Source organism: Buttiauxella sp. BIGb0552 (assembly GCF_004366275.1).
Taxonomy (GTDB): domain Bacteria; phylum Pseudomonadota; class Gammaproteobacteria; order Enterobacterales; family Enterobacteriaceae; genus Buttiauxella; species Buttiauxella gaviniae.
In genome coordinates this window covers 222,047-234,231 of sequence record NZ_SODY01000008.1, presented here as the reverse complement: position 1 = coordinate 234,231, position 12,185 = coordinate 222,047, and the positions used below count along the sequence as shown (strand labels likewise).

General features: G+C 49.7%; 11 protein-coding genes and 1 tRNA gene. 4 read left to right on the top strand and 8 right to left on the bottom strand.

Going from position 1 to position 12,185, the window contains the following annotated elements:
• Positions 1 to 24: 24 nt before the first annotated feature.
• The 5 genes from EDF88_RS21700 to rpsU form a co-directional block, all read right to left on the bottom strand.
• Entirely contained in the window at positions 25 to 765 is a 741-nt protein-coding gene (locus EDF88_RS21700) for a hypothetical protein (protein ID WP_134187184.1), read from the bottom strand.
• A 129-nt stretch (positions 766 to 894) separates the two neighbouring features.
• Positions 895 to 970, bottom strand: a tRNA-Ile gene (locus EDF88_RS21695).
• Between the two features lie 207 nt (positions 971 to 1,177).
• Positions 1,178 to 3,016, bottom strand: coding sequence for an RNA polymerase sigma factor RpoD (gene rpoD / locus EDF88_RS21690; protein ID WP_064516046.1), 1,839 nt, complete (start codon positions 3,014 to 3,016; stop codon positions 1,178 to 1,180).
• A 154-nt stretch (positions 3,017 to 3,170) separates the two neighbouring features.
• Positions 3,171 to 4,916, bottom strand: coding sequence for a DNA primase (gene dnaG, locus EDF88_RS21685; RefSeq protein WP_134187183.1), 1,746 nt, complete (start codon positions 4,914 to 4,916; stop codon positions 3,171 to 3,173).
• Positions 4,917 to 5,082: 166 nt separating this feature from the next.
• On the bottom strand, positions 5,083 to 5,298 hold the full coding sequence (gene rpsU / locus EDF88_RS21680; RefSeq protein WP_001144069.1) for a 30S ribosomal protein S21: 216 nt from the start codon (positions 5,296 to 5,298) through the stop codon (positions 5,083 to 5,085).
• 247 nt (positions 5,299 to 5,545) lie between these two features.
• Between rpsU and tsaD the strand changes: the two genes are divergently transcribed.
• Entirely contained in the window at positions 5,546 to 6,559 is a 1,014-nt protein-coding gene (tsaD, locus tag EDF88_RS21675) for a tRNA (adenosine(37)-N6)-threonylcarbamoyltransferase complex transferase subunit TsaD (protein WP_134187181.1), read from the top strand.
• 35 nt (positions 6,560 to 6,594) lie between these two features.
• On the opposite strand, the gene plsY is transcribed toward tsaD, so the two are convergent.
• The gene (plsY, locus tag EDF88_RS21670) at positions 6,595 to 7,212 is read right to left on the bottom strand and encodes a glycerol-3-phosphate 1-O-acyltransferase PlsY (protein ID WP_064516054.1); all 618 of its coding nucleotides are present in this window, start codon (positions 7,210 to 7,212) and stop codon (positions 6,595 to 6,597) included.
• A 107-nt stretch (positions 7,213 to 7,319) separates the two neighbouring features.
• Between plsY and folB the strand changes: the two genes are divergently transcribed.
• Both folB and bacA read left to right on the top strand, forming a co-directional pair.
• Positions 7,320 to 7,688 carry a bifunctional dihydroneopterin aldolase/7,8-dihydroneopterin epimerase gene (gene folB, locus EDF88_RS21665; RefSeq protein ID WP_064516056.1) on the top strand — a complete coding sequence of 123 codons (369 nt, stop codon included), beginning with the start codon at positions 7,320 to 7,322 and terminating at the stop codon, positions 7,686 to 7,688.
• 106 nt (positions 7,689 to 7,794) lie between these two features.
• The gene (gene bacA, locus EDF88_RS21660) at positions 7,795 to 8,613 is read left to right on the top strand and encodes an undecaprenyl-diphosphate phosphatase (protein WP_134187179.1); all 819 of its coding nucleotides are present in this window, start codon (positions 7,795 to 7,797) and stop codon (positions 8,611 to 8,613) included.
• Positions 8,614 to 8,692: 79 nt separating this feature from the next.
• On the opposite strand, the gene EDF88_RS21655 is transcribed toward bacA, so the two are convergent.
• Together EDF88_RS21655 and EDF88_RS21650 are read right to left on the bottom strand one after the other, a co-directional pair.
• Complete coding sequence (locus EDF88_RS21655; protein WP_134187177.1) at positions 8,693 to 9,946, bottom strand: multifunctional CCA addition/repair protein; 1,254 nt, start codon at positions 9,944 to 9,946, stop codon at positions 8,693 to 8,695.
• A gap of 60 nt (positions 9,947 to 10,006) precedes the next feature.
• Positions 10,007 to 10,627, bottom strand: coding sequence for a TIGR04211 family SH3 domain-containing protein (locus EDF88_RS21650; RefSeq protein ID WP_064516062.1), 621 nt, complete (start codon positions 10,625 to 10,627; stop codon positions 10,007 to 10,009).
• A gap of 243 nt (positions 10,628 to 10,870) precedes the next feature.
• Between EDF88_RS21650 and EDF88_RS21645 the strand changes: the two genes are divergently transcribed.
• A complete protein-coding gene (locus EDF88_RS21645) occupies positions 10,871 to 12,169 on the top strand; it encodes an inorganic triphosphatase (RefSeq protein WP_134187175.1) in 1,299 nt (432 codons plus the stop codon).
• Positions 12,170 to 12,185: the final 16 nt, after the last annotated feature.

The window sequence follows — 12,185 nt, the reverse complement described above, 5'->3', positions numbered from 1 at the left end:
TACAGGGGACGTATACCGAACCACTTACTGGTTCGGTGTTGACGGCTCAAAAAACGGTCTAAGCAAGCCTTCTTTTTTAAGTGAGCTTAGTTTATTCGTGATTGCATCTGTGGCATCAGGTTCAAGCTTAGGAGTGTTATCAGGGTTTAAGAGAATTTTTTTACTTTGAGGAAAGTCCGGGTGTTCTTTAAAGAAATTGATGACATCGTTATGAATGGCTGTGTTTATTTCTTTCAACGTATAGAAAGTGCCTGAAGGCTTGGGAGGTTGATTGTTCAAAAAAGCCATTGTGAGACTGAGGATATGATTCTTTACAAGCACCATACGTTGATGGCTCTTTTGACCACCGTTTCTCCGTTTGTTGGTTTCTCGCCGATTTTCATCTTTTCTCATGTTGTTCACAACATAGCCTGATTCTACAAGCGTAATTTTTTTGAAGCGATCAGATAGGTAATGCTTTACGTTATTGAGATACAGAATGTTCAGGAAGTTTAAGATCTGACCACCAGCCAATATCTGGTAATCAGCCTTCAAATCTGTTGTTGAATCAGGCCCCATTCCTGCGTTTTGCTGCTTCAACAGATGGCCGCTATCCTTGAAACTTACTTTGTAAACTGGCTCTAATCCATTTTCAGCCTCCAGCAAGTTATATAGCGCCACCTCAAGATGTGATAGCAAATCCTTATCGTACTGACTCAGGTTTGGGGTTTCTTCGCTGACGAGTCGTTGCAGCAGAGCGTGGATTTCCGAAGCAAAAGTGTTCATGTAAACCTTTAGTCTGGAAGTTGGCATTTCAGGTTCGAAGCCAAAACGTTACCTGACCCATTACCTGACCCAAATTTGACGCAAAGAAAAAGGACCTAGATAATTTCTTATCTAAGTCCTTGATATGTTTGGTGGCCCCTGCTGGACTTGAACCAGCGACCAAGCGATTATGAGTCGCCTGCTCTAACCACTGAGCTAAGGGGCCGTGGCGCAGGATTATAATGTAACTTGGCGCTTCAATCCAGTGATTGCGTGACATCTGCTGTTTTTATAATCAAAGCCTAATCAAACTCTTATACTTTTCACTTCTGGTATTTTCGTGGGCAATAAGGGAAGGAATACAGATGGAAATTGTTTTCGTGCAGGCATAAAAAAGCCCTCACGAGGAGGGCTCTTTAGAAGGGCGATAAGATTAATCGTCCAGGAAGCTACGCAGTACTTCAGAACGGCTTGGGTGGCGCAGTTTGCGCAGTGCCTTCGCTTCAATCTGACGGATACGTTCACGGGTAACGTCGAACTGTTTACCCACTTCTTCCAGCGTGTGGTCGGTGTTCATATCGATACCGAAACGCATACGCAGAACTTTCGCTTCACGCGCTGTCAGGCCCGCAAGCACATCGTGAGTCGCATTACGCAGGCTCTCTGATGTTGCAGAGTCCAGTGGCAGTTCGAGGGTGGTATCCTCGATGAAATCACCCAGATGCGAATCTTCATCGTCGCCGATTGGCGTTTCCATGGAGATAGGCTCTTTAGCGATTTTCAGCACTTTACGGATTTTGTCTTCCGGCATCAGCATACGTTCAGCCAATTCTTCCGGGGTTGGCTCACGGCCCATCTCTTGCAGCATCTGGCGCGAAATACGGTTGAGTTTGTTGATTGTCTCAATCATATGCACTGGAATACGGATGGTACGTGCCTGGTCGGCGATAGAGCGTGTGATAGCCTGGCGAATCCACCATGTTGCATAAGTAGAGAACTTATAACCACGACGGTATTCAAACTTATCAACCGCTTTCATCAGGCCGATGTTGCCTTCCTGAATCAAGTCGAGGAATTGCAGACCACGGTTGGTGTATTTCTTGGCGATCGAAATAACCAGACGTAAGTTTGCTTCAACCATCTCTTTCTTCGCACGACGAGCTTTCGCTTCACCGATGGACATACGACGGTTGATATCTTTAACCTGCTCGATGGTCAGGCCGGTTTCTTCTTCAATCTGTTGCAGTTTCTGCAAGCTGCGATGCACGTCATCAGAAACGTCATGCAGTTTCTCAGACCATGGCTTGTTCATTGCGATGGCTGCGTTGAACCAGGTTTCGCTGGTTTCGTTGCCAGTGAACAGTGTGATGAAGTTTTTCTTCGGCATTTTGCACTGTTCAACACACAATCTCATGATGAGACGTTCTTGAGTACGAACGCGGTCCATCATGACGCGCATGCTGTTTACCAGGTAGTCGAACTGCTTCGGCACCAGGCGGAACTGTTTGAAGACTTCAGACAGTTGCTGAATCTCAGCGGCAGAATCCGCGTGAGCGCGGCCCTTCGCTTTAATCGTGTCGCGAGCTTTTTCGTACTGCGTACGCAGCTCACCGAATTTCTCACGCGCGAGTTCAGGGTCGATGCTGTTGTCATCGTCTGCGTCGTCGTCTTCATCTTCCTCATCGTCACTGTCACTGTTTTCTTCGGTAGTTAGCTCAGAACCAATGTGAGTGGCGGTAGGGGCAAGATCTTCTTCAGCATTCGGGTCAACAAAACCAGTGATCAAATCAGACAGACGAGCTTCTTCTGCTTCAACGCGGTCGTATTGCTCAAGCAGATAAGTGATCGCTTCCGGATATTCGGCAACGGAACACTGAACCTGGTTGATACCGTCTTCGATACGCTTCGCGATATCGATTTCACCCTCACGGGTTAACAGCTCAACGGTACCCATTTCACGCATGTACATGCGAACCGGGTCAGTAGTACGCCCGATTTCGGATTCTACGCTGGACAGTACTTGAGCGGCAGCTTCTTCCGCATCTTCGTCTGTGTTGTTTGAGTTTTCAGCAAGCAACAGGTCATCGGCGTCAGGTGCTTCTTCCATCACCTGAATGCCCATGTCATTGATCATTTGGATGATGTCTTCGATCTGATCAGAGTCGACGATATCTTCCGGCAGATGGTCATTGACCTCGGCATAGGTCAGATAGCCTTGCTCCTTGCCCTTGGTAACAAGAAGTTTAAGCTGTGACTGCGGGTTTTGCTCCATAAGACGGTATCCACACTTCAGTATTAGGGTTGGTGTCGGTCGGCGAAACCGCCAACAATAACGTAACGAGGGCTGACTTATTTTATTGCCGCTGCCCATCCTTGCGGCGTTCGGGTTTGACCCGATTAATGTTCGGCACTTAAGCCGATAAAATTTACTTTTTCGCGCGTGATTGTGTAATCACGCGGACTTCCTCACGCTCCGCTGGGGTTAGCCCTGTGGTTCTGGAACGTGCCATCAATTCTTCAAACCTCAACTCCAGCACGGAATCAAACATATGTTCGAGTGCATCGTTGAACGTTTTTTCTGCAATGTCCTTATCTGCTATATCGTCCCATGAAGAGAGTTTTTCAAGGGTGGCAGCTTCATTTGTGCCGCGATATAGCTCTAAAAGCTGCCCGGTGGTTAAACCAGGTTGTGCCAGACAGGTGTTCACCAGGTCAATAAAGAGTTTTAATCCTGGCAACTTCGCCTGCTCCAGACCGCTAAGCGGTGGCACACTCGGTGCCAATTCCGGATTCTGCACCAACAGTCCTATCAGTATACGCATGGTTGTGCGTTTTAGCTGTGGTGCCGGGCGCGGGGTGCTGCTTTCCGCAAGCTTTGGCATCAGCTTTTCAAGCTGGTTATCGTCCAGAATGCCCAGTTTGTTTCCCAGTTCCTGACGCAAATAAATGCGTAGTGTTTCACCAGGTACCTGACTAATCAGGGGTAATGCAAGAGTACTCAGTCGCGCACGGCCATCAGGTGAACTCAAATCAACTTGAGGCATCAGGCTGTTAAAAAGAAATGTTGAAAGCGGTTGAGCATGTTCCATGCGTGCTTCAAATGCTTCTTTTCCTTCTTTACGCACCAGCGTGTCGGGATCTTCACCGTCAGGCAGGAACATAAAGCGCAACTGACGCCCATCCGTCATATAAGGTAGCGCAGTTTCCAGAGCACGCCATGCAGCGTCACGCCCTGCGCGATCCCCGTCATAACAACAGACAACGGTATCCGTCACCCGGAACAACAACTGGATATGGTCAGCGGTAGTTGAGGTGCCCAATGAAGCAACGGCGTACGATATGCCGTATTGCGCCAATGCCACCACATCCATGTAGCCTTCAACAACCAATAAACGTGCTGGTTCAGGCTGGCTTTGCTGTGCTTCATACAGGCCATAGAGCTGGCGGCCTTTATGGAAAATATCGGTTTCCGGGGAGTTTAGGTATTTAGGCTGGCCATCGCCCAGCACACGTCCACCAAAACCAATTACCCGGCCCCGTTTGTCGCGGATGGGGAACATCACCCTTTCGCGGAAACGGTCGTAACTGCGTCCCTGATCGTTAGTTACCAACATGCCTGCATCCGTCAGAGCTTGACGGTTTTCGCTATTGCCACCAAAACGCTTTAAGACGTTATCCCAGCCGGGAGGAGCATAGCCAATGGCGAAGTGTTGAATAACTTCGTTACTTAAACCACGCCGTTCCAGATACTTGCGCGCAGATTCAGCCGATTGTTGAGCCAGGGATTGCTGATAGAAGGCGTTCAGGCCATCCATCAATTGATAAAGACTTTGCCGTTGATGACGCTCAATCTGGCTCGGTCCGCTACCGACTTCGTAAGGCACTTCCAGATTGTGCATCGCTGATAATTCTTCAACGCTTTCGACAAACTCAAGCTTGTCATAGTTCATTAAAAAATCGATGGCGTTGCCGTGTGCCCCACAGCCGAAGCAATGGTAAAACTGTTTTTCACCGTTTACGGTGAAAGAGGGGGTTTTTTCGTTATGGAACGGACAGCACGCATGATAGTTCTTGCCCTGCTTTTTGAGCTTAACACGCGCATCGATCAGATCGATGATGTCGGTGCGAGCCAGCAAGTCATTGATGAAAACACGTGGAATTCGTCCAGCCATAGGCCCCGTTTGGTACTCGCTTTCCTTCAGACATGCGATGTTGCAGCAGTACGAAAGAGCAGGAAGTATGTCAGTTCATGAACGAAAATAAGCCGCGCATTCCTTTCGGAAGCACGGCCTTTACAACTACTACAAGTCTGTTCCGGAGGTAGAAACCTCCAGGATACTAGTACAGACGAGTGCGGCGTGCGTTTTCGCGAGCCAGTTTCTTAGCGTGACGTTTCACAGCAGAAGCTTTAGCGCGTTTACGTTCAGTCGTTGGTTTTTCATAGAACTCACGACGACGAACTTCCGCCAGAACACCTGCTTTCTCACAAGAACGCTTGAAGCGACGCAGTGCTACGTCGAATGGCTCGTTTTCACGTACTTTAATTACCGGCATTAACTCTCACCTTTGATAAATTCGGTTTGCCGCTGACTGAGGCGTCAGCTATTTCAAAATGGTGCGGAATTTTACTGCAACTACTGCTGCTTTGTAAAGCACCGGACAACCAGAAACCTGGCTTTTAAGGCCGGAATCTTCCAGGGGTGCGGATTATACACCACCTACGCCCAGTATGTGAGCAAAGTTTTACAATAAGCGCTCATGGGCTTAAACTTCGCCGCAAGACTTTGAGGTAGAGAACGCCATGCGTGTACTGGGTATAGAAACATCCTGTGATGAAACCGGCATCGCCATTTACGACGATGAAAAGGGTTTGTTAGCCAATCAATTGTATAGTCAGGTGAAATTGCATGCTGACTACGGCGGCGTGGTGCCAGAGCTTGCTTCCCGTGACCATGTACGCAAAACCGTGCCATTGATCCAGGCGGCTCTTAAGGAGGCTGGATTAACAGCAAAAGATATTGATGGTGTTGCCTATACCGCCGGACCAGGGCTTGTAGGAGCACTGCTTGTAGGCGCAACAATTGGCCGTTCTCTGGCGTTCGCCTGGGATGTGCCCGCTGTGCCAGTGCATCACATGGAAGGGCATTTATTAGCCCCGATGCTGGAAGACAATCCGCCAGAGTTCCCGTTCGTGGCATTGCTGGTTTCCGGCGGCCATACGCAGCTGATTAGTGTGACGGGCATTGGCCAATACGAACTTCTGGGGGAGTCAATTGACGACGCCGCAGGTGAAGCTTTTGATAAGACTGCTAAACTATTGGGCCTGGATTATCCTGGTGGCCCAATGTTGTCAAAAATGGCTTCTGAAGGCACTGCGGGGCGTTTTACTTTCCCACGCCCGATGACTGACCGCCCTGGTCTTGATTTCAGTTTCTCTGGTCTGAAAACCTTTGCTGCGAACACTATTCGCGGCAACGAAGCAGATCCGCAAACGCGTGCCGATATCGCTTGTGCCTTTGAAGATGCGGTTGTCGATACCCTCGCAATCAAGTGCAAACGTGCGTTGGATCAAACTGGCTTTAAACGTCTGGTGATGGCTGGTGGCGTGAGTGCCAACCGTACACTGCGTGTGCGCATGGCAGAAATGATGACTAAACGCCGTGGCGAAGTCTTCTACGCTCGTCCTGAGTTTTGTACCGATAACGGTGCGATGATTGCCTACGCAGGTATGATTCGTTTGAAAGCAGGAACGGTTGGCGAATTAAGCGTTACAGTTCGCCCTCGCTGGCCATTGGCTGAGTTACCAGCGGCGTGAAAACTTTGCAGAATTAGTCGAGAAGGAGTGAGTAATCACTCCTTTTTTTTGTCTTTATTTTTGCGCAGTTTCTTCCAGATTTTGGTTTCTTGCCCGCGCCATAACCGCTGAATATTGTCGTGGTGGCGCATTAAAATCAGACATGAAAGCATAGCTACCGGGAAGGTGAACTGCGGTTTAAACCACCAGACGTAGAACGGTGCAATCAGTGCGCTGATAATCGCACCCACTGACGAATAACCGCTGAGTAAAACGCTCAGCAGCCAGGTTCCTGCCATCACGCCGGTTAAGTCCCAGCCGATAGGGGCAATAGCACCAAAAGCTGTTGCAACGCCTTTACCACCGTGGAAATTAAAGAAAACCGGCCAGATATGACCAAGACAGGCAGCGATGGCGATTAGCCCCAGCCAGAATGGTGTTACGCCCAGAGCGTATGCCGCCCAGACGGGCAACATCCCTTTGAGAACGTCAAAAATCAGTACCGCTACGGCTGCGCCTTTACCGCCAATACGTAAGACATTGGTCGCACCCGGATTGCCAGAACCATTTTGCCGCGGATCAGGAAGACCCGCGATTCGGCAGACCAGGATGGCACTAGAAATTGAGCCGCAAAGATACGCAAGAAGGATCATGCCAAGCGCGATTGCACTCATAACGCTGTTCCATTTTGAAAGTGTCGTTGTATTCTCTGCATCTGTGGATAATACGCATATTTCGCCGGAAGTGGTATCTGGCGTGACTAAAAACCGGGCAGGGCGTGATGGACATTGTATTTATAGAGCAACTTACTGTAATCACCACGATTGGTGTTTATGACTGGGAACAAACGATCTCCCAGAAGCTGGTATTCGATATCGAAATGGCATGGGATAACCGCCAGGCCGCCAGCAGCGATGATGTAAACGATTGTTTAAGCTATGCCGATGTTAGCGAAGCAGTGATAAGCCATGTTTCTGGTGGTCGCTTTGCATTGGTAGAACGCGTTGCTGAAGAGGTTGCGCAATTGCTACTAACTCGCTTTAACTCACCTTGGGTCAGGTTAAAAGTCAGCAAGCCAGGTGCTGTGGCACAGGCCGCGAATGTTGGTGTGGTGATTGAGCGTGGCGTTAATCTTAAACTCAGTAAATAGGTTCATCATAGTTAAACCAAAAGTAGGTAACCTGGTCTTAACTGTGATCTTTCGCGGCAAATGCCGCTTTTTTAACGTTTGTTTTTGGGGTTAGAGGATTTTTTTAATGAGCGATCTGCACTCGTTGGTTATTGCCGCGATTCTTGGTGTTGTCGAGGGGTTAACGGAGTTTTTACCCGTCTCGTCCACCGGCCATATGATTATTGTTGGTCATCTTCTGGGATTTGAAGGTGATACCGCGAAAACATTTGAAGTGGTAATCCAGCTTGGTTCGATCTTCGCTGTTGTGGTGATGTTCTGGCGTCGCCTGTTTGGCTTGATTGGCATTCATTTTGGCCGCCAGCCGCACGAAGGCACTGGAACAGGGCGTTTATCGCTGATCCATATCTTGCTGGGTATGGTGCCTGCTGTGGTTCTGGGGCTGGTATTCCACGATGCCATTAAATCACTCTTTAACCCTATAAACGTCATGTACGCATTAGTCGTCGGCGGCGTATTGCTGATTGTGGCGGAAGTGTTCAAACCTAAAGTTCCGCGTGCAGAAGGCGTGGATGACATGACTTATCGGCAGGCGTTTGCGATTGGTTGTTTCCAGTGTTTAGCTTTGTGGCCGGGTTTCTCTCGTTCCGGTGCGACTATATCTGGTGGCATGCTGATGGGCGTTAGCCGTTATGCAGCGTCTGAGTTCTCCTTCCTGCTGGCGGTGCCTATGATGATGGGTGCCACGGTGCTGGATGTGTATAAGAGCATCGGTTTCCTAACCATGGCTGATTTGCCAATGTTTGCCGTTGGTTTTATCACGGCATTTATCGTTGCACTGATTGCGATTAAAACCTTCCTGCAAATTATCAAACGCATCTCCTTTATCCCGTTCGCAATTTATCGCTTTGCGGTCGCAGCAGTGGTTTATTTCGTATTCTTCTAAAGTTCTCCACTCACTAATAAAAAAGCCACTCATGTTGAGTGGCTTTTTGTTTGGCGTCTTCGTTTGTGGCAGATATCCATCAGCTAGCGGATGGCAAAGGCGTGGCCAAACCTGCTTCTTTTTTCCACGCTTCCACAGCGGCAATGCGGCGGCGCGTTAATTCATCGCGAATCGCCGGGCCGCTGAAACCATCATCAATCACTTCTTTGTTGGTGACGCTTTGCGCCGCAATCCATGCCGCGCGCAGCAACCTGCCTTGCGGGTAATCACTGGCTTCAAAACCAGTGCGCCCGCGGGCATCGGCTTCGCTGGTGAGCGCCACTTGTTCAACACGCTGCGGTTTGCGCCACGCGTCGATGGCATCGAATAATTTGATGATGGTTTTCGGTTGCAGGATAGCAATCGTATGAATCAGATCGTGATATTCGGCAACTAGTTTGGCGAGGTCACGAATTTCATTCGGCACACGCATGCGCTGGCATAACCGTTCGACAAGTTTTACCCCTGCTGGGCCATGCCCATGGTGACGCGGCCAGAACTCTTTTGGCGTGAGCCCTTTACCAAGATCGTGACACAGCGTGGCAAAGCGCACGTCAACTTCCGGGCTGAGCTGAGCGGCAATCGACAGCGTCATCAGTACGTGAATGCCGGTGTCGATTTCCGGATGCCACTTTTCAGGGGCAGGCACACCGAACAGCGCGTCGATTTCCGGGAACAGGACTTTCAGCGCACCGCATTTGCGCAGCACATCGAAATAAACTTGTGGGTTACGGCTGGTGAGGGCGTTTTCAGTCTCTTTCCAGACGCGTTCCGGTGTGAGGTGCTCAAGTTCGCCGTTAGCTGCCATCGCGGACATCAGCGCCTGAGTTTCCGGGGCAATCTGGAAATTGAGATGAGCGTAGCGTGCTGCAAAGCGCGCTACGCGTAAAACGCGTAGGGGATCTTCATTGAAAGCTGGCGACACATGGCGTAGAAGGCGTTTTTCGATATCGGCACGTCCGTTATACGGATCGATAAATTCGCCGCGTTCGTCCTGGGCAATCGCGTTGATGGTCAAATCGCGGCGCAACAAGTCCTGCTCAAGCGTGACATCAGGCGCGGCATAGCAGGTAAAACCCGTGTAACCCTGGCCTGATTTGCGCTCAGTACGCGCGAGTGCATATTCTTCACGTGATTTAGGGTGCAGAAACACCGGGAAATCTTTCCCAACCTGCTGGTAACCAGCATCAAGCATCTCTTGCGGTGTTGCACCAACAACCACCCAATCTTTATCTTTGACCGGTAATCTCAACAACCCATCACGTACTGCACCACCGACCAGATAAATCTTCACGCTTTAATGCCCCTGCATCCAATTACGATAATACGTAAGTGTAGGATACAGGGTTGCAGATTAGTTCATCCAGCGATCTTTCTTCTTGCGACTTGGGATCATGTGCGGCAGTAACAGGCCGAGCAGCAGACCGAAACCAGCGACACCGCCGCCATACATAAACCACTGCATGATGATGGCACGTTGCTTGTCATCCAACTGAACATTCGCGGCATCGACTTTCTTCTTTGCGACGATCAATTGGTTTTTAAGTTGTTGATTTTCTTCTTTAAGACCGGTAATTACGCTGTCGCTCTGCGCGACTTTCTGCTGCATTTCAGCCGTGCGCTGATTCCAGGTGGTATCGATATTTGTGAGCTTGTCAGTCAGTGTCTTAACCTGGTTTTCCAGGTCCGGCACACGCGTACGCAGGCTTGGATTGGTGCTCAGTTGCGCCAATGGGATCCAGGAGGTACGGCCATTACTGTCGCGCACCTGGCCATATTTAGTTTCTTCATTGCTTTGCAGCAAGGTCACTTCTTCGCCCGCATTTACGGTGCCAAGCAAGCGGTAATTATCCCCAGGACCACTACGCACCCAAGTGTTCAATTCGTCAGATACATAACGTTTTTCATCGGCATGGGCCACTACGGAAACGCTAAGGGAGAGCAAAGTAAGGCAAATTAGGCGGAATTTGTGCATGATTTCGTCGTTATTGTCATAAATAGTGGAACGATAGTAGTGGCATCAGTCTGACGGCGCAATCCGTAAACCTGAATGAGAATCATCCTGGTGTGAATTTGACCAATTGCTCACAGCTTATGGCTCGTCAAAATGCGCGCCACTCATGGTAATTTGGCGAAAAATATTATCTACTGACCGCTATTGTGAGACTAAGTTCGCCGGGCGTTAGCTCGATGTGACACAACTAAAAGTAAAAAGACGATGACTCAGGAAATCGAACTCAAATTTATCGTTAATCCAGCTGAACTGGATTCTCTTCGTAATACATTAAATTCGCTGGAAAGCCAGCATAGCGAACCTCGCCAGTTGCTCAACATCTATTATGAAACTGCCGACAACCAGTTGCGCCGTCATGATATGGGTTTGCGCATCCGTGGCGATAATGGCCGCTATGAAATGACGATGAAAATCGCAGGCCGTGTCACTGGCGGACTGCACCAGCGGCCGGAATATAATGTTGAGCTTAGCAAGGCTGAGCTTGACCTGTCGCTGCTGCCAAAGGAAGTCTGGCCTGAGGGCCTTTCCCCGGACGATTTGCAATCCCAGTTAAACCCACTTTTCAGCACTGATTTTGCCCGCGAAAAATGGGTGGTAACGCACGGCAAAAGCCGTATCGAACTGGCGCTGGATCTCGGAGAAGTGAAAGCGGGTGAACTGTCTGAACCACTGTGCGAGCTGGAACTGGAATTACTCGAAGGCGAAACTGCAGACGTTTTAGTTTTTGCGAAGCAACTGATTACTAATCCGGGTTTACGCCAGGGCAGCCTGAGCAAAGCCGCGCGTGGATACCATCTGGTGCAGGGAAATATGGAAAGAGAGATTAAGCCGTTAACGGTATTACGCGTTCCCCCGAAAGCGACGGTTGAACAAGGACTGGAAGGTTCACTGGAACTGGCGCTTAGCCATTGGCAATACCACGAAGAGCTGTGGTTGCGTGGCAACGGCAAGGCGAAAGCACAGGTTCTGGAAGCGGTTGGCCTTGTGCGCTACGCGCTGGCGCTGTTCGGCGGCATTATTCCACGCAAGGCGAGCACGCAAGTTCGCGAACTGACCGCAACTTACGAAACCATGCTGGCCTCAGACCTGAAAGCACAGGAACTGGCTTTCAGTGCAGAAAGCAGCCAGGCCAAACTGGTGCTGACCGAGTGGCTTGTAGGCCGTCAATGGCAGAAATTCACCGACGAAAAAGCTAACGTCAAACTGGCCGGTTCGTTTAAGCGTTTTGCGGATACCCATCTTTCGCGTCATGCCGCAGAACTGAAAGAAACTTTCCAGCGTCCATTGGGCGATAGCTATGCTGATCAGTTGCCGCGTCTGGCACGTGAAACTGGCTCCATTCGCCTGCTGGCAGGCGTTTATGACGATGCGAAAACGCAACCGTGGCTGGATAACTGGCAAGGGCTGCGTCACGCCATTGCGACGCGCCAACAGGTAGAAATCGAACATTTTCGTAATGAAGCTATTGCGCAGGCTCCTTTCTGGCTGCATAGCGGTAAGTAGTAACCACCGTTTCTAA